This is a genomic window from Chitinophaga sp. OAE865 (assembly GCF_040546735.1).
Lineage (GTDB): Bacteria > Bacteroidota > Bacteroidia > Chitinophagales > Chitinophagaceae > Chitinophaga > Chitinophaga polysaccharea_A.
Genome location: NZ_JBEPOF010000001.1, coordinates 7,980,798 through 8,003,309, shown reverse-complemented (window position 1 = coordinate 8,003,309; position 22,512 = coordinate 7,980,798). Strand labels below are relative to the sequence as shown.

At 46.4% G+C, this 22,512-nt stretch carries 18 protein-coding genes; 9 read left to right on the top strand and 9 right to left on the bottom strand.

Features of this window, described 5'->3' with window-relative positions:
- Positions 1-95: 95 nt before the first annotated feature.
- Positions 96-620: a hypothetical protein gene (locus tag ABIE50_RS32015; protein ID WP_209863284.1), complete on the bottom strand. Its 525-nt coding sequence runs from the start codon at positions 618-620 to the stop codon at positions 96-98.
- Positions 621-693: 73 nt separating this feature from the next.
- Between ABIE50_RS32015 and ABIE50_RS32010 the strand changes: the two genes are divergently transcribed.
- The gene (locus ABIE50_RS32010) at positions 694-2,364 is read left to right on the top strand and encodes a TPM domain-containing protein (protein ID WP_209863282.1); all 1,671 of its coding nucleotides are present in this window, start codon (positions 694-696) and stop codon (positions 2,362-2,364) included.
- Positions 2,365-2,435: 71 nt separating this feature from the next.
- On the opposite strand, the gene ABIE50_RS32005 is transcribed toward ABIE50_RS32010, so the two are convergent.
- A complete protein-coding gene (locus ABIE50_RS32005) occupies positions 2,436-3,245 on the bottom strand; it encodes a DUF6515 family protein (protein WP_209863279.1) in 810 nt (269 codons plus the stop codon).
- A 129-nt stretch (positions 3,246-3,374) separates the two neighbouring features.
- Positions 3,375-4,328, bottom strand: a complete 954-nt coding sequence (locus tag ABIE50_RS32000) for an ADP-ribosylglycohydrolase family protein (protein ID WP_209863276.1) — start codon at positions 4,326-4,328, stop codon at positions 3,375-3,377.
- Between the two features lie 1,591 nt (positions 4,329-5,919).
- Here ABIE50_RS32000 and ABIE50_RS31995 point away from each other — a divergent pair.
- Both ABIE50_RS31995 and ABIE50_RS31990 read left to right on the top strand, forming a co-directional pair.
- Positions 5,920-6,816: an aldo/keto reductase gene (locus tag ABIE50_RS31995; protein ID WP_209863274.1), complete on the top strand. Its 897-nt coding sequence runs from the start codon at positions 5,920-5,922 to the stop codon at positions 6,814-6,816.
- Positions 6,817-6,884: 68 nt separating this feature from the next.
- Complete coding sequence (locus tag ABIE50_RS31990) at positions 6,885-7,589, top strand: DJ-1/PfpI family protein (protein WP_209863271.1); 705 nt, start codon at positions 6,885-6,887, stop codon at positions 7,587-7,589.
- On the opposite strand, the gene ABIE50_RS31985 is transcribed toward ABIE50_RS31990, so the two are convergent.
- The gene (locus ABIE50_RS31985) at positions 7,537-8,568 is read right to left on the bottom strand and encodes a fatty acid desaturase family protein (protein WP_209863268.1); all 1,032 of its coding nucleotides are present in this window, start codon (positions 8,566-8,568) and stop codon (positions 7,537-7,539) included. The two genes, ABIE50_RS31990 and ABIE50_RS31985, sit on opposite strands and share 53 nt — an antisense overlap.
- Before the next feature lie 45 nt (positions 8,569-8,613).
- Positions 8,614-9,594, bottom strand: coding sequence for a lysophospholipid acyltransferase family protein (locus tag ABIE50_RS31980; RefSeq protein WP_209863265.1), 981 nt, complete (start codon positions 9,592-9,594; stop codon positions 8,614-8,616).
- Between the two features lie 54 nt (positions 9,595-9,648).
- Between ABIE50_RS31980 and ABIE50_RS31975 the strand changes: the two genes are divergently transcribed.
- From ABIE50_RS31975 to ABIE50_RS31960, 4 genes are all read left to right on the top strand, one after another.
- Positions 9,649-10,482: an N-acetylmuramoyl-L-alanine amidase gene (locus ABIE50_RS31975; protein ID WP_354028275.1), complete on the top strand. Its 834-nt coding sequence runs from the start codon at positions 9,649-9,651 to the stop codon at positions 10,480-10,482.
- A gap of 195 nt (positions 10,483-10,677) precedes the next feature.
- Positions 10,678-11,067 carry a hypothetical protein gene (locus ABIE50_RS31970; protein ID WP_209863262.1) on the top strand — a complete coding sequence of 130 codons (390 nt, stop codon included), beginning with the start codon at positions 10,678-10,680 and terminating at the stop codon, positions 11,065-11,067.
- A 346-nt stretch (positions 11,068-11,413) separates the two neighbouring features.
- Positions 11,414-14,596, top strand: a complete 3,183-nt coding sequence (locus tag ABIE50_RS31965) for a SusC/RagA family TonB-linked outer membrane protein (protein WP_209863258.1) — start codon at positions 11,414-11,416, stop codon at positions 14,594-14,596.
- 13 nt (positions 14,597-14,609) lie between these two features.
- Complete coding sequence (locus ABIE50_RS31960; RefSeq protein ID WP_209863256.1) at positions 14,610-16,040, top strand: SusD/RagB family nutrient-binding outer membrane lipoprotein; 1,431 nt, start codon at positions 14,610-14,612, stop codon at positions 16,038-16,040.
- Positions 16,041-16,096: 56 nt separating this feature from the next.
- Here the strand turns inward: ABIE50_RS31960 and ABIE50_RS31955 are convergent, their stop codons facing one another.
- The gene (locus ABIE50_RS31955; RefSeq protein ID WP_209863254.1) at positions 16,097-17,332 is read right to left on the bottom strand and encodes a glycoside hydrolase family 88/105 protein; all 1,236 of its coding nucleotides are present in this window, start codon (positions 17,330-17,332) and stop codon (positions 16,097-16,099) included.
- A gap of 129 nt (positions 17,333-17,461) precedes the next feature.
- Between ABIE50_RS31955 and ABIE50_RS31950 the strand changes: the two genes are divergently transcribed.
- Entirely contained in the window at positions 17,462-18,112 is a 651-nt protein-coding gene (locus tag ABIE50_RS31950; protein WP_209863251.1) for a hypothetical protein, read from the top strand.
- Positions 18,113-18,295: 183 nt separating this feature from the next.
- On the opposite strand, the gene ABIE50_RS31945 is transcribed toward ABIE50_RS31950, so the two are convergent.
- Complete coding sequence (locus ABIE50_RS31945) at positions 18,296-19,081, bottom strand: SDR family oxidoreductase (protein ID WP_209863249.1); 786 nt, start codon at positions 19,079-19,081, stop codon at positions 18,296-18,298.
- Between the two features lie 109 nt (positions 19,082-19,190).
- Positions 19,191-20,312: an acyltransferase family protein gene (locus tag ABIE50_RS31940; protein ID WP_209863246.1), complete on the bottom strand. Its 1,122-nt coding sequence runs from the start codon at positions 20,310-20,312 to the stop codon at positions 19,191-19,193.
- A gap of 186 nt (positions 20,313-20,498) precedes the next feature.
- On the opposite strand from ABIE50_RS31940, the gene ABIE50_RS31935 reads away from it, so the two are divergent.
- Complete coding sequence (locus tag ABIE50_RS31935) at positions 20,499-21,554, top strand: cellulase family glycosylhydrolase (RefSeq protein WP_209863242.1); 1,056 nt, start codon at positions 20,499-20,501, stop codon at positions 21,552-21,554.
- A 47-nt stretch (positions 21,555-21,601) separates the two neighbouring features.
- Here the strand turns inward: ABIE50_RS31935 and ABIE50_RS31930 are convergent, their stop codons facing one another.
- The gene (locus ABIE50_RS31930) at positions 21,602-22,432 is read right to left on the bottom strand and encodes a YitT family protein (protein WP_209863239.1); all 831 of its coding nucleotides are present in this window, start codon (positions 22,430-22,432) and stop codon (positions 21,602-21,604) included.
- Between the last annotated feature and the right edge of the window lie 80 nt (positions 22,433-22,512).

Below are 22,512 nucleotides of genomic sequence, written 5' to 3'. Positions count from 1 at the left end.
TACCGCAATAATAGCGGGAAATAGTAAAACGTATGGATACTGAAATATAGTATTTTTAGCAGCAGGGATGCCAAAGAAATGGGACCTGCCATGTTTTATGGCCGTGGAGGTATGCTGTCGCGGACCCTGGTAAATATCCCGTACTGCTTTTTTATTTCCGCATAAAGGTCATAGTCGGACGCTGATTTGATAAAGGAATAATCCGGCTGGTAGTATCGCATAAAAAGTTGCAGGCTGTCGCCGTCGAGCCGGGTCACCTTATTTACCAGCGACGGCGTGTATATACTGTTTATATACATCTCCTGTTCTTTATTCAATAACATATGCCGGAAGGCTATTTTCTTTTTATTCTTTTTAAACTGCGTAACCTGGTATAGCTTATGAATATCTACGGCAGTGATCTTGTAAACTTCGTACCATTTTGGACGACGGAAAGTCATCTCTTTACTATACTCTTCCCGGAAAGCGGCAGAATCTTTAAAAAAATTATACTGTACAATATTCACTGTTTTCAGTTGTACGGGTGGTTTTACAGTGGTATCGGCAGGTTTGGTTTGTGCAAAGCTGCGGGTGACTGCAAGGCAGGATAGTAGTATCCATATGCTTAAAACAGGCTTCATCAGCAGTTAAAATACTTTTTTCTGCTGAAAGGAAAAATTAAATAAACATATCTTCGGCACAGAAAATATCCCGATGAAATATCAATCGTTTTTATTCAGATGTTTGTTGCTGGTGCTGTTCACTGGTTTCCTGGCGTCATGTGATCAAAGTAAAAAACAAAAGTTCAGTGTAGAGGATGTTCCCGATCCGAAAAAATCAGGCGGGGGTTATGTAAGCAATCCGGATCATCTTATTTCCGATGCCGCGGTAAGTGAACTGAATGAAAAATTATCGGTGCTGGATAGGGATGGCAAAGCGCAGGTAGCGGTGGTAATATTGCGTAGTATCGGTGATAATGAATCGCGGGATTTTGTCCATAAGCTGTTTAACTACTGGAAAATCGGGGATAAGGAGAAGAACAACGGATTGCTGGTATTGATGGTGGAAGATGCCCGCCGGCTGGAGTTTGAAACGGGGTACGGGCTGGAGGCCGATATGCCTGATATTATTTGTTTCCGCATCCAGCAGGAGTATATGATACCGCGTATTAAGGAGCATAACTATGACGCCGCGTTTACAGACGGCATCAGGTCTGTGGTTTCCCTGTTCAATAATGGCAACTATGCGTACGACAGGCTGCCGGAGCTTCCTCCTGCCGATGCCTCCCTGATGGCCGCCGACAGCACCGTGGAGGTATCTGCTGATGCACAGGCAGCGGACGGCGAAGGGCAGGAGGCGGCCGCAGCAGACATGGCCACGGCGTCGGGAGATGAAGTGGACGTAGCGCCGCAGTCGTTCGCCCAAACAGACATTGCCACCAACTCAGTGTCTAATGACTATACCGGTGATTTCTCCTTCCTGTCCGTGATATTCTGGTTATTCGCTTCGGCGGCGATGATGCATCTTTTTTTTGGGAAGAAGGCCAAAAGGCGGGACGACGATGCTGATGCAGAACCGTTGAAAATATCGGCCATCCCTAATGAATTCCTGCGTCCCCGCTGGATAGGGCTGATCATTATTCATGCCGTTGCTTTTTATATCATCTATTACATCACTACAAAGCGGCATACAGATGTAGGTTTCCTGAAAGTATTCCTGATCTATTACCTGGTGTGGCTGGCATTTATGCATGTGGCCGTACTCCTGATTGCAGCCCGTTCGGCGGTGATGCTCCGGAATGACGACAGGCATCTCAAATGGCTGCGGCTGGAAGTATTGCGCCGCGATTTACGGATAGCAGGTTATGTGTTTCCATTACCGTATTTATGGCTCTACCTGAAATGGCTGCAATACCGGCTCAATCATTTGCGGAATGATGTGTATGAGTGCCCGCAATGCTCCCATTCCATGCATAAACTGGATGAAACAGAGGATAACACTTACCTCGATAAAGGGCAGGTGATGGAGGAAAAACTGGAATCGGTGGATTATGACGTATGGCGCTGCGACACCTGTAACACCCAAACGGTACTGAATTACACCAATATGCGTTCAGGGCTTACAGATTGTCCTTCCTGTAAGCATAAGACGTATAAATGTAAAAAAACGGTGACCAAACGGCGGGCTACTACTTCCTCGGAAGGATGGGGGATCAGGGAGTATGTGTGCGCCTTCTGTGCCTATGCACACGATTATCAGTTTGTTATTCCGAAGATATCCAAATCCTCTTCTTCCTCTTCATCCGGAAGTTCCTCTTCTTCTTCCTCTTCTTCCAGCTGGGGCGGCGGATCTTCTGGTGGCGGCGGAGCAAGCAGCAGCTGGTAAGCCTTGTTCCCGGAATAAAAAAGAGCCGGTGTAAAACCGGCTCCCCTGTTAAACTGAATAACTATATTGATTTAATTATCGGCATTCATCTTACCAACCACTTTATATCCTGCGATAGAATTATCGCTGTTCAGAACAGACTGGTAGTACATGCCGTCTGGTGATAAAAAGTACTGCTGACCATTGATATTCACGGTGCGGCAATTATCCGGTAACTGTGAAATCATATCTGTGTTACCGGTTCCGTTGTCGGGGTTGTTGTTGTTGCCCTGGTCATCGGTGATATTCACAGTTTTGTCACCTATTTTACCATTTTTGCCAACTACAATATAACGGCGGCCGTTATCTGTCATGGATTCCTGGTAATAGGTACCATTTAATTCATAATAGGTGTTGCCGTCTACCTGTATTTCCTGTGCGCCATCCGGCAGATCCGGAACTGCAGCGCCAAGAGGGGCTTCCACTACCTTATAACCTTTGGAATCGCCGGTGGACTCATAATACGTTCCGCCGTAATAGTACATCGGGCCAAAGGAAGCACCAAGGGAAAAGTAACCAAAAGGCAGTGAGGAAACATATAATCCTAATGGAGGAAAGAATGGATTGTAGTACGGGCGGTACCAGGGACGCCTGTAATAAACACGTCCGGGACCATAATATCCGTGATAATATCCCCTGTTTACCGGGGCTATCACCCGGGGAGAATATAAACGGGGGGATGTATACACCCGGCCGCTGGAACGGAACCCTCCGCCAAAATGAGCGCCGCCACCCCGACTTCCGCCCTGGCCTGAATGAACACGTTGCGCACTGGCATTGCTTACTGTAAATGTGCCTAACAGGCCAACCAGCACAAACAGTATATAAAATCTGTTTTTCATTTCTTTAACATTTGGTAATCGTCTCTTCAGTATCTCTTTTCTGTTATTTGTTAGACGGTAAAAGGGAGCTGAAGTTTAACTATAGTCCATATAAAGCAAAAATGCGGCCGGTTTGCTGAAAGGTACTGTTTATTGGGTGCTGGCGGTATTGATGGCGGCCATAAACCGGTTGGCGAGATGTCCTATTTCCGCTGATTTTACCACTTGGCCGATCCATTGCGCCGGGAGCTGGTCAAAACCATAATGAAGGCCTGCTGCGGCGCCGGCCACTGCACCGGTGGTGTCGGTATCTCCGCCGAGATTTACTGCTGCGAGTACGCAATCCCTGTAGCCGGATGTGTTCAGCAGGCACCAGAGCGCACTTTCCAGGGTATGTATCACGTAGCCGGAGCTGATAATCTGTTGTTCCGGTATTTCGGCTATGTTTTGCTGTAAAACACGCTCATAAAGCTTTATTTCTGCCGGGTTGAAGGGTTGGGTACCCAGGTATGCATTTACACTCCGCTGCATTTGTAAATACGCATCCCTGGGATTTTTTATGGAAAGCAACGCACGCAGGAATTCAACATAAATAAAACAGCCCAGTACCGACCGGAAATGCTGGTGCGTAATGCCGGATACCTCCCTGGTAAGCTGGTAACGGGCGTGAATATCATTTTCATTGATAAGGAAAAAGGCGAGAGGCATCATGCGCATCAGGGATCCGTTGCCGTTTTCAAATTCCTCAAAGCCGCCGCTAACCAGTGGGGAAGTGCCTGTGGCACAGCGTTGCAGGGCGCGGCGGGTAGTATGCCCGATATCGAAAACCTCGTTGTGCGCCCCCCAGTAGCCTTCCAACGACCAGCGGACGAATGTATCCGCCATGTTCTGAAGATTATAACCTGTAATGAGACTTTCTGCCGTGCAGAAAGTTAGGGAAGAATCATCTGAAAAGGTTCCCGGGGGCTGGTTCCAGCATCCGTATCCGGTGAATGTGGTGATTGGGTTTTCTGAGAGATAACTGCGTGTTTTGAATTCTACCGGTACGCCCAGCGCATCGCCAATAGCGATACCGTAAAAAGCGCCTGTAATTTGTTGCTGCATGAGATGGAATAACTAACGTTAAAGGATGTATGTAAATGTGATAATGAATATACGGTTGATTCATTAATTCTGATAACCGGAATTTGATATTTATACAATAATTTTCTTAATTACCATTATTCATTTTATTCAGCATTTTTTTGTGCTGTTCAGAATTGTTCATTCTCATAATGCCTGTAGAACGTGGTTTCGGAGAATGATAACGACCTATCTTTGCACTATCACGATGAATATATCGCTGAATGCAATTACCGAAAATCTGTTTTTTTAGTTTGTCCTGAGCATTAATATAACCTTATTATCACAGTTAACCCGGCTGCAAAATAAAGGTTATTCAACCATTACTGGTTCCGCTGAATAGCGGGCTATTCCATGTATTTATTTTATGATAATGAAAATTAACCCACATGCAATCTTTTTTGTTCAACAGGCATTTTCAAACATGCACATTTCTTGGGCATTACCATCACCAGTTATTTTCTTTTGTATTGAATTAACGAAGGAATTGTTGCTTTCCGTATGCCAGGTTCTGATCAGACGACAGAACAGACGGGCATAAGGAACAAGATGCAGCTGGTATTGATACACCGGCAACTGGTCAGACCTGGTATTACCGGTTTACCTGTAAGGGAATGGCATGTGCACTTGCAGCTACAGTATTCATTGTTTGTTCCCGGCTACAGTTAACCAATCAAATACTTTCACAAGGGGTGATAGTACTACAAGAACGGACAGCTTTTCCAGGCAGTCCGGTTAATTCGATTATTAAGACAGAACATTTAGTCGAAGTCTTTGCGACGCTTGCTAAACGGGACCACTTATTCAGGTAGTCCCCTGATTATTGATCCTGTATATTTTTAAAACGATAATTGGAGTGCAAATACAACGGAAATAGTAGGTCAGGACCGTTTTTCTAGACGGTCCCTCTTACAGAAATCATCAATATGGAGGTTCATAGCCCTGCATGTTGTTTATATATAAAGCCATATGTTAAACCTACCGGTGCAGAGAGATTATTTATGCTGCGATTGATTCGGAAAATCCGGGGGACTGTTTTTCCAGACGGTCCCCGATTTTTAAAAACCAGGCTGGGAAAGCCTTCCTGATATAATACTTTTCATGGGTTCAATTTGATTTTGGGTAAGTAAGGGCCATCTTTCCAGATGGTCCTCATTTCTTCCACAGATCATAAGAACCAGACATATTCACAATGGATCGGACATACTAAAAAAGCAGGGGCTGTTTTTCCAGGCGGCCCCATTCTACTGATCAACTCATGGTAACGCGGTTGGGGCCGTGCTTACTGCGATATAGATAATTTTGGACAGGATTTAATACCGACATAAAGCAGGGGCTGTTTTTCCAGGCGGCCCCATTCTACTGATCAATACATGGTAATACGGCTGGAAGCCGTGCTTACTGCAACATAATTTATTTTAAGGTGGACGTAAAAAATGGATACAGGGGCTGTTTATCAAAACAGCCCATAATTTTTAAAAGGATTTATATAAAAATGAAAGTTTTGGCTATAACTTCGTTATGGGCACGCTGCACAAGCGTCTTTGTTAAAAACACCATAAACCCGGAATCCATGCAATATCATCTCCTCGGAAAATCAAATCTTGCTGTCAGTGAAATCGGGTTTGGCTGCATGTCGCTCGGTAGTGATGATGCCGCTAATGCAGGTCTCATTCATCAGGCCTGCGACAGGGGCATCAATTTTTTTGATACCGCCGATCTGTATGAACATGGGCAAAATGAAATCACTGTTGGTAAAGCCCTGAAAGACAGGCGTTCATCTGTTATCATCGCTACCAAGGTGGGAAACCAGTGGAGAGAAGACGGCAGCGGGTGGGACTGGAATCCGCGTAAAGACTATATCATGGCCGCTGTGGAGGCAAGTTTGCAGCGGTTGCAAACAGACTATATCGATCTGTACCAATTGCACGGAGGAACTATTGATGATCCTATCGACGATACGATAGATGCTTTTGAAACTTTACAACGGCAAGGGAAAATACGCTGGTACGGTATCTCTTCCATCCGCCCCAATGTGATCCGTGAATATGTTAAACGGTCGCACATAGTGAGTATAATGATGCAATATAGCTTGCTGGACCGGCGGCCGGAAGAAACGGTCTTCCCGCTGTTACAGGAAAATAATATCGGCGTGCTGGCAAGAGGCACCGTGGCCAAAGGGCTGCTGGTTGATAAACCTGCAGCGGCCTACCTCAACTATACGGCTAAAGAGGTTGCAGCAGCAGCTGCTGCGGTGAAGGAGGCAAGCACTTCTTCAAGGCACGCAGCACAAACTGCATTACGGTTTGTATTGCAACAACCCGCCGTAACAAGTGCCGTTGCTGGCATACGTACCCCTGTTCAACTGGAAGATGCGCTGAACGCAGCAAATGCTTCCGCTTTACTGCCGGATGAAATAAAGAAATTACAACAGGCAGTAGCAATAAATACTTATGAGCAGCATCGATAACACGATCCGCTGCTTCTTGTTTTCATACCGTCTGCGTTATATTGTATTCCATCTTAAAGCATGTTGTTATGCAAAAACTGAAAGTGGGAATGTTATTGTTCCCGGGGTTAACGATCCTTGATTTTACAGGCCCTTATGATGTATTTGTAAAAGCACCCTGCTTTGAAGTGCTTATTATCGGTGAAACCACTGGTATTATCCAGGCAGAAGGGGGCCTGCTTTTACAGCCGGAAGTGGCCCTGGCCAATTGCCCACAGCTGGATGTTATTTTTGTTCCCGGTGGAACAGGAATCAATGCCTTACTCACCAACACTGCAATTTTGCAGTTCCTGAGAGATCAGGCTTTAAAAGCAAAGTATATTACTTCCGTTTGTACCGGTGCTTTGGTGCTTGCTGCCGCCGGGCTGCTGGATGGGTTTAAAGCTACTACACACTGGCGTTCGCTGGAGCTGCTGCGGATGTTTGGTGTGGAAACGCTGGAAGAAAGGGTGGTGAAAGACAGGAGCCGTATTACCGGAGGAGGTGTAACTGCCGGTATTGATTTCGGGCTGGTGCTGACTGCCCTTATTGGTGGAGATGAAGCTGCCAAAATTGTACAGCTGCAACTTGAGTACAACCCGGCTCCGCCTTTCAGGGCTGGGTCCCCGCATACTGCAGGGTTGCCGGTATTGCAGCAGGCAAAGGAGCTGACCGCGTATATACTGGAAAGCCGGAAGAAAATTATCCGGCAACTATTGCAGGATCGGGCGCCCTCTTCAGCAGGGCCCTCCTGATGGTTCGTACTTCCCGCAAACTGATCATCCGGTCTTGTTCAGGATCCCATACTTTCAGCCGGAAACAGGCACAGATGTCACGAAACCCAAGACTGGTGGTTTTAACCTTTTGCATGGCCGGGATGTTTTGCATTACTTCCGGTAAACGGTAAAATGGTATGCGCGCGTTGAGGTGATGAATATGATGATAACCAATATTGCCCGTAAACCACTTCATAACAGGACTCATTACCATATAGCTCGAAGAAAGCAGCGCTGCTTTATCGTAGCACCAGTCTTTGTTCACGTTGAATGTGACACCCGGGAAATTATGTTGTGCGTAAAAAAGATATGCACCAAGTCCGCAGGCAATGGTAAATGGAACCAGTACAAACAGCAGCCAGCTTTCCCAGCCCAGGAAATAAATTATCCCCGCACTGCCGCCAATATGGATAATGAGCGCCAGTAAAGAGTCGAAGTGTTTACGGGGACTGCTGGCAAAAGACTGCACACACATGCCTATCATAAACATCGACAGGTAGCCGGCAGCAATGGTAATCGGATGGCGGCTGAACAGGTAAGTTCTTCTTTCTGCCGGTGTAATGGATTCAAATTTTTTGCGGGTAATGATGGGATATGAGCCAATGCTGGCACTGAATAATTTAGAATTATGCTTGTGGTGATAATCATGTGAGCGTTTCCATATACTGGACGGGGCAAGCACATAAATCCCGAAAGTAACCATGATCACTTCTGCTAACCACGATTTATGCAGGATGGCATGATGCTGATGATCGTGATAAATAACAAACATCCTTACAATCAGTAATCCTGAAAGAATACTGGCCATTATTTTCAACACCAGGTAAGGTAATGCCAGGGTGCCTGTTAAAGCCATTATCAACAGCAGTAGCGTTGATATTGTGTAGAGCCAGCTTTTGGCTCTTTCTTCGCGCGCATATGGCTTTGTAGCCAATATCAGTTTTTTACCTTCCAGCATATTGTTGTAGGATAATCTGTCTATAGTTTTAGTAATGTAAAGAGATTATATAGCCGCAGTGCGTTTATGTTTCCATCTTTTGTGCGACCATAGCCAGGTGGCCGGCTGGGCAACAATGTCTTCTTCAAGTTTGCGGGTATGTGCGGCAGTGATCGCCCCGTCCTTTTCTTCTGCCGGCGATGCAGTGAGTAGTTCTGCAGAAACAGTATAATAACCTCTTTTCTCACGTTGTACCGTTACATATACCACCGGGTAGTTCATCTTCTGTGCTATTTTCTCCGTACCCTTGAAAACAGGGGTATCCTGGTGTAGGAAGCTGAGCCACTGCGCAGTTTTAGGTTGCGGCGCCTGGTCGGCAATGAATGCAGTGGCATTTACTTCGCCACGGTTTTGTACCATATCGCGGAAGGTATCCCGCATGGCAATCAGCCTGGTACCAAAACGCGTGCGCATGCGGTACATGAGCCCGTTAAAATGTTTGTTGGCCAGCGGATGATAAATTACATACAGCTGCTGCCGGCACAGGATACTGAACGTATTGCCCGCCCATTCCCAGTTGCCTTTGTGCCCCATTACCAGTACTACGCTCTTTTTCTCCGCTTCGAGGCGGTTAAAAAGCTCCACCGTGGCCGGCGTAAAGCTACAATGCTTCACCATTGCTGTTTTGCTGATGGTAAGAGTTTTAAATGTTTCGAGAAAAAGATCGCACAGATAGTGATAAAAATCCTTACATATACGCCGGATCTCCGCATCGCTCTTTTCCGGGAAAGAATTGCGCAGGTTTTGGAGAACTACTTTTTTACGGTAGCCCATCACATAATACAATAACAGGTACACTGCGTCGGAAACCAGGTAAAGAACACGAAATGGCAGGAGCGATAGCGCGTAAATCAGTGGTAACAGCAAGTAGTAGGCAATAGCAGACAATATGGCATAGGTTTTTGATACTCCGAAAAGTATTATTGAAAATGTAAATGTATGGCTTAAAGAACACTTTTCATAGCATCCATGAAAAAAACGGCGCATCGGTTCATTTAGTATCTTTATTGTGTAGTGTTGTATAAACTTTAACAGATGCAGATGAAGACCATAGCCCGATTTGCGAGATATAGCTGCCTGCTGGCAATGATTGGTGGCCTTTCTTATTGTGCCCGAAATCCGTATGCTGCTACCAACAAGGTGTACCGGCAGGAAGCCAGGTCCTATGCAAAAACGCTGCGGCAACAACCTGGAGCGCTGAATGGCGACGGTGGCATTGAATCCCCGTCCTGGGTGGGAACGGTGAACTTCAATATGCGTAAGCCCAATCTTGTTATTATACATCATACTGCTCAGAATTCGTGTGAACAAACATTGAAAACGTTTACCCTGCAAAGGACCCAGGTAAGCGCTCATTATGTGATATGCCGCAACGGAGCCATCCATCATATGCTGAACGATTATCTCCGCGCCTGGCACGGAGGTATTGCCAAATGGGGCAACCTTACGGATATCAATTCATCTTCCATCGGTATAGAGCTGGACAATAACGGCAAGGAGCCCTTCGATTCTGCACAGATCCGCAGCCTGCTGGTATTGCTGGATACACTGCAGCACCGATATAATATTCCTGCAGCCAACTTTATTGGTCACGGCGATATTGCACCCGGCAGAAAAGTAGATCCCAGCGCATGGTTCCCGTGGCAGCAGCTGGCGGATAAAGGCTTTGGACTATGGTATAAAGATACCAGCGCCACCGTTGTACCCGAATCATTCGATCCGCTGCTTTCACTCCGGCTCATCGGTTACGATGTGAAAGACTCATCGGCCGCTATCATGGCCTTTAAGCGCCATTTTATACCAGGCGACAGTCTTCCCGGGCTTAATGATGCCGGGAGGAAAATACTGTTCAACCTGCAGCAGCAATATCAATGATCTGTAAGGAAGACACGCAACTTTGTTTTTACCCCTACGCGCATCACAGGATTATTTTGTGAAGTGAGATAAATATCATATATTGATAATGAATAATGAGTTGAAGAGAGATAAAAACCAAAATCAGCAATCAAAGAGATAGTTACCCGGACTTGTTATATACCTATTCTCCATGTTATACTAATCTTTCTTGTTATGAAACATTTTTTGAGATTCCCGTTATTGCTGGCAGCAGCCAGTGCCGCACTATTATGCTGGCCTCATAAACAAGCCGCCGCCCTGAAAAAGAATTACTACGCCAATGATTCTTCCTGCCTTGTAAAAACCGATGTCAGCTACGATTTTGCAGATAACCTGCACAAAAAGGTAAATGATATCATAGAAGATAAACTTGCGGGCGGTATTGAAGAAAATGGCAAGATTACCTGGGAAAATTCTCCCGATGCACCGGAGTATTACCAGGTAGTGCTGCGCAAAACAAAGGTGACCATTAAATACAAAGGCACTCTGTGTGAAGACAGGATGATCTGGCAAACTATTGAAGATTGTAAAGCTGAGTTGAAAAAATTATTGGAAGCTAAGTAGCTGATTTTTTGAAGATGATTTACCGGGAGATATTTTTCCCGGTAAATTTTCGAAGATTATTTTCTTCATGCTGTTAAGTGCTTTCCGGGCACTTTATCCTATACAACAAACCCGTTCCTATCGCCAGGATCTGCTCCCACCGGGCATTCTCTGCTAAATATTTAGCATATTTTTTCGCTGGCATTTCTCAATCCATATAGTCTATAAATTTTGTAGATTAATAATTGTGGCTTATTTTTGCCCCCGATATCACCAACTGATTATACACCAAACAACAAATGCCAAAATCTGAACGGTGTACCATCTCCGCAAAGATCTGAGTCAACTTATAAATCAAGTACAAAGCATGAATTACGTAAAAAGGCTGTTATGGCTGCTACCCGCTTTATTGTGGCTGCAGCAAAGCATGGCCCAGGAAATCAGGGTGAACGGGGTCATTACATCCCGCTCAGACGCACAACGCATACCCGGCGCAATCGTTCAGGTGAAAGGAACAGGACGCGGCACACAATCGGATCCGGATGGGAAATATTCGATTAGCGCACAGGTGAATGATACGCTGCAATTCTCCTCACTAGGCTTTGAAACAACGTTTGCAGTTGTTGGAAACAATAAAGTGATCAACATCTCCCTGGAAAACAGTAACAGGAAGCTGGAAGAAGTAGTAGTAACCGCGTTGGGTATTTCCCGCGAAAAGAAATCACTCGGTTATGCCGTACAGGAACTGAAATCAAAAGATTTTTCTGAAGCAAAGGAAACCAACCTCGTGAATGCATTGTCCGGGAAAATAGCCGGCGTGCAGGTAACCAACAGCCAGGGGAACCTCGGCTCTTCCCGTATCGTTATCCGCGGAGAAACCTCCATTGCCGGTAATAACCAGCCCCTGTTTGTGCTGGATGGGGTACCGGTAGATAACAGCCAGTTAGGCATAGGAACAGGCCGCGATTTTGCCAACGCCATTTCAGATATCAATCCCGATGATATTGCCTCCATCAGTGTGCTGAAAGGTCCCAATGCAGCTGCATTATACGGCTCCCGCGCATCCAGCGGTGTAATTGTGATCAAAACAAAAACCGGGAAAGATACGAAAGGAGGCATGGGCATTACCGTAAATTCCGGCGCTACCATTGATAAGCTCCTGATCCTGCCCGACTTTCAGAATTCTTACGGTCAGGGTACCGGCGGACAATTCTCTTATAAAGACGGTAAAGGCGGTGGTATCAACGATGGAGTGGATGAAAGCTGGGGACCCAAAATGGATGGTCGCCTTATCCCGCAATTCTTTTCCAATGGAGAAGCCGTACCATTTGTAGCACATCCTGATAACGTGAAAGATTTTTATGTAACGGGGTATACACTGAACAATGGTTTATCTGTAGGTGGTACCAACGAAAAACTGGATTACCGTTTCTCTTATAATAACACCAAACAAGGCGGTATTTTACCCAACACCGGTATTACCCGTAATACTTTCACTGCGAGCAACACTTTCCGTATTACACCGAAACTCACACTCAGCACTTACGCTAATTATGTGCGCAGCTCCGCTGATAATCTTCCTGGTGTAGACGGCAGACGTGGTAACAGCGTTACCCTCCAGTTCATCTGGTTTGGCCGCCAGGTAGATGTGAGCAAACTGAAAAATTATAAGAATGCAGATGGTACAGATTACAACTGGAACCATAGCTATTACAGCAATCCCTACTGGATCCAGAATGAAAATACAGTGGGCATGCTGCGTAACCGCTTCCTGGGCAATGCCAGGTTATCATACCAGATCGTGGACTGGCTCACCGCCAATTTCCGCATTGGTACTGATTATTACCAGGACAGACGTAAGTATAAGATCGCCTACTACACCAATGGTACGCCATTTGGCTCCTATACAGAAGACGCTTATGCAGTAAGCGAAACAAACGGGGAGTTTACATTGAATGCAAAGAAAAAGCTGGGTAATGATTTTGATATAGATGTACTTGCCGGCGCCAACCTGCGCTCCAACCAGCTGGAACAGAACTACCAGCAGGCCCCCCGTCTTGCTGTAAAAGATGTATATACGCTGAATAACTCCCGCGATCCGCTTGTTTCTACCAGCCTGCTCAACAGGCAGAAAGTATACAGCGGTTTTGCAGCGGCACAGGTAGGCTACCGCAATTATGCGTTCCTGAATTTAACGGCGCGCAACGACTGGTCATCTACGCTGCCAAGAGGCAATAACTCATATTTTTATCCTTCGGTAAACGCCAGCCTGATATTGTCGGAAGCCCTGCATATCCAGAGCCCGGTGCTCTCCCTGCTGAAGCTGCGTGGTGGCTGGGCCCAGGTAGGAAAGGATACGGATCCCTACCAGGAAATTAATACCTATCCGTTTAATCAACCGTTTGGCTCGCTGCCATTACTCACTGTATCAGACAAGTATCTGAACAAAGATCTTAAACCGGAAATTACCACTTCAACAGAAGTAGGTGTGGAAGCAGGTTTCATCGATAACCGCGTACGGTTGGATGTTACTTACTACAGCTCTCACAGCCGCAACCAGATCCTGCTGGCGGATGTAAGTTCCACTACCGGCTACCTGAAGAAATTACTGAATACAGGTGAGCTGAGTAATCATGGTGTGGAAGTAATGCTGGGACTAACGCCCATCTCTACCCGCTCCGGCTTCCGCTGGGATGCGAACATCAATTATGCACGCAATGTGAGTAAAGTAATAGAACTGGATGCAGATGGATTTCTGACCAACTATGTACTCGGCAGCTCAGGTAATATCCAGGTGCTGGCCAGCAAAGGACAACGCTATGGCGCCCTTTACGGTACTGCTTATAAAAGAGACAGCGAGAACAGGATACTGGTGAATGCAGATGGCACTCCTTCAGTAGATCCAAGTAAAAAAATATTGGGCTACTATACGCCAAAATGGACAGGGAGCATTAATAATAACTTCTCCTTTAAAGGCTTTAACCTGAGCTTCCTGATAGATACCAAACAAGGCGGCTCCATCTGGTCGGGAACCAACGCCACAGGTATGAGCACAGGCGTACTGGCCGCAACAATGCCTGGCCGCGACGAAGAGCACGGAGGATTGCCTTACTATAACGACGGCTCAAAAAATATCCAGCTGCCGGACCATAATGCTACCGCGCCAGGCGGAGCTACCGTAAAGCACGACGGGATCATTTTTGACGGCTATACAGCAGATGGAAAGAAAAACACCGCCATCCTTTCTGCACAGAACTACTATAAAGCCGTATACAGCAGCAACCTGAACGAAAGTGCCGTATACGACGCCTCTTTTGTGAAGCTGCGTGAAATCAAAGTAGGGTATACCTTACCTGTTTCGCTGGTGAAGAAGTGGGGATTACAGGCGGTGAATGTGGCACTGGTAGGCAGGAACCTGGGATACCTGCATAAGAATACGCCAAACATAGATCCTGAAACAGCCTTCAATACCGGTAATGGCCAGGGACTGGAAACGTTGCAGATACCTACTACCCGCAGCTTTGGCTTTAACCTGAATGTTTCATTTTAATGACTGAATGATTATGAAAAAGTTGTTGATATCTTTCTCTTTATTAATCGCTGCAATATGGCTGGCGGGTTGCCAGAAGGACCTGGAGCGTACTAATATAAATCCGAATGAACCTATCGTTGTGCAGCCGGACTACCTGCTGAGCAATGGTATTAAAGCCAATGTGGATACTTACTGGGGCAGCGATGCCACCATGGAAACCACCCTGTTGTATATACAATACTGGGCTAAGATCCAGTATCCTGATCCTGATCGTTATATTCCTGCTTCTACCAACATCCAGACTGTCTGGAATAATTTCTATGCACAGGGTATAGCAGACTTTACCAAACTGGCAGAGCTGGGAGATACCCTGCACAATCCCAATTACAAAGCAGTGGGCATCATCATGCGTTCCTGGATTTTCCAGGTGCTCACTGATTTATACGGAGATATTCCTTACACACAGGCAGGCAATATTGATAAATACCTTACACCGGTGTATGATAGTCAGCGGGTAGTATACAGGGGATTGCTGGCTGAACTGAAGAATGCAGTAAGCATTATTTCTCCTTCAGACAATCCTATCCTCGGAGACTCCTTACTGGCGGGAAATATGAATGGCTGGAAGAAATTTGCCAACGGGCTTCGCTCCCGTATTGCATTACGGCTGGCCGACCGCGATCCGGCCGCTGCAAAGGCAGTATTTGCCGAACTGGCTGCGGAAGGCAACTTTTTCCTGGCTGCCGGCGACCGTGAGGTAAAACTAAACTACCTCACTTCTCCTAACCAGAACCCGGTGGGCCGGAACAGGGAAACAAGGAACGACTATCGCATCAGTAAAACTGTGATCGATAAACTGAAAGCGCTGAACGACCCACGGTTAAGCATATACGCTGCACTACCGGCTGATACCAATGCATATATCGGTGTTACGAACGGGCTGTCGGCCGATTCAGCCTCCCGTCTGGGCTTCAGTAAAACTTCTGATATTGGTGCAGCGTTTACAGCTACGCAGGCGCCTGCCTATGTGTTCACCTATGCAGAGCAACTGTTTATCCTGGCGGAAGCGGCTCAACGCAACCTGATCAGCGGCAATGCGGCCGACTTATACGCACAGGCTATCCGTGCATCCTTCAAACAATACGGTGTTACAGGCACGCAGGTAGACACTTACCTTGCACAGCCTGCCGTAGCATATGATGCCAATAACTATAAAAAATCGATAGGAGAGCAGAAGTGGCTGGCATTATTCAGCGAAGGACTGGAAGCCTTTGCAGAATGGAGGCGGCTGGATTATCCGCAGTTAAAGCCTGCTTATACCGGAGCATTACAGGGTAAAATGCCGCTGCGTTTATCATATCCTTCCAGCGAGCAGGCGTTGAACGGCGCTAATTATAAAGCGGCCGTGGCTCGCCAGGGTGCGGATCTGCTGACTACCAGGGTATGGTTCGACATGTACTAGGAGAAATATCAAAAGTGACGGATCTGCAGAAGATCTTCCTGCAGATCCGTCACTTTTTATTTTTTGGCATTTGCGTGATAGCGCATAATTTCAATACCTGCTTCTATCACAGGTCCTATACCGTGAAAGTCGTTTAATTCTGTTGGGCGGTTATAATAGAAAGAAAGGTCCGCCGAAGTGTTTGTACCAATGCAAATGTCTTTCAATTGCCCATCTTCCTGTATTTTCTCTTTTACCAATCCTTCCCAGCCCCTTTCCGCAATAGTGATATAACGTTTATCGAGCCAGCCCTCATTTACGCCGCGTGCAATAGAATATACAAACATGGCGGTACAGGAGGTTTCCGTATAGGAATCTGTACGGTCCAGTACCTGGTGGAACAGGCCACTGGCCGATTGGTATCTGGCGATCCCGAGGATCTGTCGGGTAACATCTGCAATTACCTCCTGCCTGCCGGGATGACTAACGGGCAGGTAATTGAGCAGCTGCACCTTTGCCAGCATGATCCATCCGTTGGCACGGCCCCAGTGTGCAACGCCCAGCCTTTTCAGGTCTTCATAGTAATAGTGCACATACAATTCATTCCGTTCGTCCCAGAGGTAGTATGAAAAATGTTTTACCTGGGCAACGGCATCGTCGAAGTAGGAGTTGTTGCCGGTGAGCTTGCCCATGCGTGCAAGGAAGGGAACGCTCATGTACAGATCATCGCCCCATAGGGTCCATTTGTAAGGGTAAGGCCGGCATAAAGTGCCGTCGGGCAGCCTTTCCTGTACTTTGCTGATATGGTTGGCCGCTTTATCAATATAAGCCTTGTAATCGCTTCTTTTTACTTTTTCATAAACGTCTATCAGGCTGGCTCCCATGGCGCCGCAATCATCCAATACACGGGTATTGATTAACTGGTTAAAAGGAAAGCCTTTGTATTTAACTCCTTTTTTACTGAGTGCCTCAAAATAGGCGTAGTTGTCGAACGCAAAGGCTACATGTTTCTGCGAAAATTCGGTATACTTTTTATCGTTCAGGTATTCCCCCAGATCTGTCATAGCAATATTCAACACACCATTGGGATAATGCCATTCACTCAGGTGGTCTGATATCCTGGCCGTTGCACCGGCAGGTATTTCCCTGCTGCTGCTCCAGGTTTCATTATTATCTCCTTTGAACCGGAAGGCGGCGTGAGCAATGGCATAGTCGGCTACTTTTTTTACAACTGCAGCATCGGCGGAATTATCCTGCGACCAGCCGGCAAATGGTAAGGCCAGGCCCAGGAAGAGAAGGGTTTGCTTTTTCATATGCGGAACTTTATTAGAACAATATAACCTGCATTCCTGATTTATGCAAACGATTGCATAAAAAATACTTGGATCTTAATATAATTTATTTTAATTATGTGTTTAGATCGGTTTTAAATTATCTGGATCATGCGTAAAATACGGTATAGGCTATACGAAGAACGTAAATACTTATTTACTATGGCCTTGTTGCTGCTAACAGCCTGCCGGCAGAACAGTATAGAAGAAGCAGATAACATTGTGGTAGCAGCGCCTTCGGAAAACATCCGGCCGCTTACAGACGAGGAAGATTCCCTGCAGGAGATCAGGCGTAATATTTCCTGGGAACAGATTGAAGTTTTCCCTTTTGCCCAGGCGCTTATTAATAATAAAGTGCCGCTGTTTACCACCAGGCATCGCCTGGAAGCAGCCATTGGTGCGGCAGACAGTATAATTTCTGCCAATGGGGAAGATATTTGCGGATCGCAGTTTGAGGAAGATTTTGATTTTTTCTATAAAGACGGATCCACTTTCGAACATTGCAAAGATTCACTCGCTTGCGAGGAATTTGTTTTTACAGATAACAATTCACTCACCGCGGGGAAAGTTATGCTCACCCGCAACACTACCTGGGAAGATGTAAAGCGTTTTTATCCCAATGCGGTATTGCAGGCAGAAAACGAGGGTAAAAAAGATATGATCATACTCCGTGATTCCTATAATAAAGACAATGATAGCAGTGTGCAACTACATTTTGAAAATGGCCGCCTGGTAAGGGTGGTCAATTTTATACCTTGTTAAGAGCGGATTTTGTCTGACTCAGGATTAAACTGATTACGCTGATTTGATTACTTTGGATTTAAAAGGATTTGGGAAGATTTAAGCCAATATATCCGCCTAAATCTCCCCAGGTCCTTTTAAATCAGTTATAAAATCCTACAAAAATCAAATCAGCGTAATCAGCGTAATCAGTTTAATCCTGCGTCAGACAACCGGCGTTTTCCCTCCATCCACAGCAGTGGAGGTACCTGTAATGTAAGCCGCAGCGGGCGATGCCAGGAATGCCGCCAGCGCAGCTATTTCATGGGCTTTTCCAAAACGCTGCATCGGAATTTCTTTCAGCCATTCAGCTTCTACCACTTCGGGCGATACATTGCGCGCAGCCGCGCTGCTCTTAAATAATCCTTCCAACCTGGCCGTGGAGGTGGAGCCGGGTAACACATTATTCACCGTAATCCCATGTGGGGCCAGTTCTGTGGCAAGGGTTTTGGACCAGGCGGCAACCGCCCACCGGGTAGTATTGGATACTCCGAGGTTTTTTATGGGTGCTTTTACAGAAGTAGAAATAATATTGATAATACGGCCAAAACCTGCGCTGATCATTCCGGGTACAAATATCTGGGCCAAAGCCTGGTTACACAGCAGGTGCTGTGAGAAAGCGGCCGTGAATGCAGCAGCGCCGGCTTCCAGGATAGGACCTCCTGCAGGCCCGCCGGTATTATTGATAAGTATATGAACGGGGCCGCTTGCAGCGATCTTTTCTGCTGCAGCCGTTACCTGTGTTATATCGGAAAAATCTGCCACAGCATAGCTGTGTTGCTGCCCGCTGGCTGTACTAAGTGTTGACAGCGCCGCTTTTAACCTGTCTTCATTCCTTGCAAATAAAATACATTCAGCGCCCAGCAAAGCCAGTTCTGTTGCTGTAGCCAGTCCTATGCCCTGGGAGCTGCCGCACACGAGCGCTGTTTTTCCTTTAAGTGAGAGGTCCATCCGTGATCATTTTATGTACAATGTAGCAAAAAATGTTTTACTAAAATAAAAGGAGAAGGGAAGATCGCTGACCTTCCCTTCTCCTTTTATTTTAGTAAGACGGTATTACTTATACGCGAACATAGATCTTTTTCCTGTCGAGGATAAACCCTACCAGCCAGCAGGTGAGCATGAACGCCAGCGAAAACAGCAGCGATCCGAATTTACCCGGCGACAATGGCTGGAAGATGGTGTCATTGATCCACTTGTAGAGTGAATCGCCATTTACCATAAAGAAAAAGAACAGGATGGCCAGCACTTCCGACAGGAGATAAAGGAACAAAGGGTTTTTGCCAAATACCGTAAAGAAACCGCTGCCTTTGGTAAAGCCGAGGATATCTATCACAAAAATCAGCAGTGACAATAACAACAGATCAATTCCCACTGTGAGTAATACATAGGAACTGGTCCATAGTTTTTTATTGATGGGGAATACTGTGTTCCACGCATAGGCCAGCAGCAAGAGCAATATACCCATGCCCACCATGCGGCCCAGGCCCGCTTTCGTTCTGCCTTGCTGCTGAACAAACAGCCCGGTGTAATAACCTGCCACTACATTTACCACCGCGGGAATAGTGCTGAGGATACCTTCCGGATCAAAGGCAATGCCTTCACCATGGTACATGTGGCTTTCACCTAAAATAAGTTTATCGAGCAGGATGCCTGCGTTGCCACCCATGGTGTACTGTTCACCTGGAGTGCCGCAATACCACATGATAGCCCAGTATCCCAGGAGGAATACGGCACTTACAGCCCATACCACTTTTTTGGAGCAGTAGTGGATGAGAAGGGAAGCAATACAGTAGCATAAGGCAATACGCTGCAGCACACCCAGTACGCGGGTATCGCTGAATGGTTTGAATGCAAGCCCGTTATCGGTATGATGTACAAACGGGAACCAGTACATCAGGTATCCGAGGAGGAAAATGATCAGGGTGCGTTTAAATATCTTTCCCAGCACCGCTGAATTTCCCAGTTGTTCATATTTCCTCATGCTGAAGCTCATGGCATTGCCTACAGCAAAAAGGAAAGAGGGAAATACCAGGTCGGTTGGTGTCCAGCCATGCCAGGCAGCATGGTCGAGTGGCCAGTATGTTCCACCAGTACCGCCTGTATTCACTATGATCATGAAACAAACAGTTAGCCCGCGGAATACATCCAGCGGTAAAAAGCGTTGAGAGCTTTGTGTCATTTCCCTTTAATTGTATTGGTTGATAAGATGGTAAGGAATGAAAGAGCGTTGAGCTGACTACAATATATACATCTAAATTTCAAAATCCAAATATGAATTCCCGGGGAGAGTAACAAATTGAGACATATGGACTAACGTGAGACACGTATAATTACTATTTTGGTAACTCCACTAAAAAGTTACGTTATGAATTACCGATTTATTGCGTTGTGCGTGGCCGCGCTTATCCAGATGAGCTGCAAACAGCCCGAAAAAGGTATATGGTCAAAGGAAAAGGCCAATGCCTGGTATGCAGGCAAAGACTGGATCAGGGGAAGCGATTTTATTCCAAGTACAGCTATTAACCAGCTGGAAATGTGGCAGGCTGCAACTTTTGATACCGCTACTATTAACCGGGAGCTGGGCTATGCCGAAGGCATCGGGCTGAACACCATGCGGGTTTACCTGCACCATGTGCCCTGGGTGGTTGATTCTGCAGGTTTTAAGCAACGGATAAGTACTTACCTGGACATCGCCGACAGGCATCACATCTCCACCTTATTCGTGTTTTTTGATGATTGCTGGGACAGCACTTACCAGGCCGGTCCCCAGCGGGCGCCCAGGCCGGGTATCCACAATTCAGGCTGGGTGCAGGATCCGGGCCTAGCTATCCATCAGCGCCCCGCATTGGTAGATACATTGGAAAGATATGTGAAAGATATACTGACATCTTTTGCTGACGATAAGCGTATCCTGTTATGGGATCTTTATAATGAGCCCGGCAATTCCGGCCATGGTAACAAAAGCTTACCCCTGCTGGAAAAAGTGTTTGCCTGGGGAAGAGAGGTGAATCCTTCACAGCCTCTATCAGCTGGTATTTGGGACTGGAAGCTTAAAGACCTGTCGGCATTCCAGGAGGCGCATTCAGATGTGATCACCTATCATAACTATTCCCCGCCAGAAGAACATCAGCGGGATATTGACACCTTGCGCCGGTTAGGAAGGCCGCTGATCTGTACTGAATATATGGCCCGTACCCGCAGCAGCCGTTTCGATAATATTATGCCTTTGCTGAAAAAGGAAAATATCGGCGCCATTAACTGGGGACTGGTAGCTGGTAAAACCAATACCAAATATGCCTGGAGCACTCCAATGCCCGATGGCAGCGAGCCTCCTACCTGGTTTCATGATATTTTCCGTCCGGATGGAACGCCTTACAGCGAGGAGGAAGTGAAAGTGATCCGTGGGCTAACCGGTAAGTAATATAGGCCGGCAGCTTACAGGATATCCTGTAAGCTGCTGCAGCCAAACTATTTTGAGAATCCCCTTCCCAGTACTTCATGTACTTCGTGTATCACTACAAAAGCCTCAGGATCCGTTTCCTGCACCAGTGACTTGAGGCGCATAAGTTCCTGTTTGCCGATCACTACATATAACACTTCTTTGGGCGCGCCGGTAAAGGCCCCATGCCCGTGCAATACGGTAGCGCCGCGTTTCATTTCGCCGGTGATCTTTGCTGCAATGGCTTCTGTTCGTGCGGAGATAATGGTAATGGCGCGTTTGGTGTTAAGGCCATCCACAATATAATCTACCGCCCTGGCCCCGATGTATACCGCAATAAAGGTATACATGGTTTTTTCTATGCCTATTATAAAGGAAGAAGATATGATCACAACAATGTCGAAAATGAGCATAGCGTTACCCAGCGACCAGCCGAAATATTTATTGAATAATCTTGCCACAATAGCGGAGCCGCCTGTGGTACCGCCTGACAGGAATACCAGGCCAATGCCAATGCCTACCAGCAGGCCGGCAAATATAGCCGCCAGCAGTGGGTTGGTGGTAACCGGTGTGAATGTGTTTTCAGTGAGATAAAGGAACAAAGAACAAAAAAGGATGCCAAGGATCGTGTACAACATGCTTCTTTTATCCAGCAACCGGTATCCCGTTATAATCAGGAGAGCGTTGATAATAAAGTTAGTTATCCCCGGCGACCATCCCCAGTAATAATAAGTGACAATCGTAATCCCTATTACACCTCCTTCCGATAACTTATTGGGAATGGCCAGGTAGTTGATGCCTGCAGCGAAGATGAAGGCCCCGGCTATAATGAGTAAAATGTTTTTTACATGGTCTTTCATGCTGCAAAAATACGCTTTTGCGATACGCAGCAGCTGATTTACCCATGCTGATAAAACAAAAAAATCAGAAAAAAATCAGG

Excerpts from the sequence above, each read along its gene's own strand:
- ABIE50_RS32015 (WP_209863284.1), bottom strand. The coding sequence starts at position 620 with ATGAAGCCTGTTTTAAGCATATGGATACTACTATCCTGCCTTGCAGTC.
- ABIE50_RS32010 (WP_209863282.1), top strand. The coding sequence starts at position 694 with ATGAAATATCAATCGTTTTTATTCAGATGTTTGTTGCTGGTGCTGTTC.
- ABIE50_RS32005 (WP_209863279.1), bottom strand. The coding sequence starts at position 3,245 with ATGAAAAACAGATTTTATATACTGTTTGTGCTGGTTGGCCTGTTAGGC.
- ABIE50_RS32000 (WP_209863276.1), bottom strand. The coding sequence starts at position 4,328 with ATGCAGCAACAAATTACAGGCGCTTTTTACGGTATCGCTATTGGCGAT.
- ABIE50_RS31995 (WP_209863274.1), top strand. The coding sequence starts at position 5,920 with ATGCAATATCATCTCCTCGGAAAATCAAATCTTGCTGTCAGTGAAATC.
- ABIE50_RS31990 (WP_209863271.1), top strand. The coding sequence starts at position 6,885 with ATGCAAAAACTGAAAGTGGGAATGTTATTGTTCCCGGGGTTAACGATC.
- ABIE50_RS31985 (WP_209863268.1), bottom strand. The coding sequence starts at position 8,568 with ATGCTGGAAGGTAAAAAACTGATATTGGCTACAAAGCCATATGCGCGC.
- ABIE50_RS31980 (WP_209863265.1), bottom strand. The coding sequence starts at position 9,594 with ATGCGCCGTTTTTTTCATGGATGCTATGAAAAGTGTTCTTTAAGCCAT.
- ABIE50_RS31975 (WP_354028275.1), top strand. The coding sequence starts at position 9,649 with ATGAAGACCATAGCCCGATTTGCGAGATATAGCTGCCTGCTGGCAATG.
- ABIE50_RS31970 (WP_209863262.1), top strand. The coding sequence starts at position 10,678 with ATGAAACATTTTTTGAGATTCCCGTTATTGCTGGCAGCAGCCAGTGCC.
- ABIE50_RS31965 (WP_209863258.1), top strand. The coding sequence starts at position 11,414 with ATGAATTACGTAAAAAGGCTGTTATGGCTGCTACCCGCTTTATTGTGG.
- ABIE50_RS31960 (WP_209863256.1), top strand. The coding sequence starts at position 14,610 with ATGAAAAAGTTGTTGATATCTTTCTCTTTATTAATCGCTGCAATATGG.
- ABIE50_RS31955 (WP_209863254.1), bottom strand. The coding sequence starts at position 17,332 with ATGAAAAAGCAAACCCTTCTCTTCCTGGGCCTGGCCTTACCATTTGCC.
- ABIE50_RS31950 (WP_209863251.1), top strand. The coding sequence starts at position 17,462 with ATGCGTAAAATACGGTATAGGCTATACGAAGAACGTAAATACTTATTT.
- ABIE50_RS31945 (WP_209863249.1), bottom strand. The coding sequence starts at position 19,081 with ATGGACCTCTCACTTAAAGGAAAAACAGCGCTCGTGTGCGGCAGCTCC.
- ABIE50_RS31940 (WP_209863246.1), bottom strand. The coding sequence starts at position 20,312 with ATGACACAAAGCTCTCAACGCTTTTTACCGCTGGATGTATTCCGCGGG.
- ABIE50_RS31935 (WP_209863242.1), top strand. The coding sequence starts at position 20,499 with ATGAATTACCGATTTATTGCGTTGTGCGTGGCCGCGCTTATCCAGATG.
- ABIE50_RS31930 (WP_209863239.1), bottom strand. The coding sequence starts at position 22,432 with ATGAAAGACCATGTAAAAAACATTTTACTCATTATAGCCGGGGCCTTC.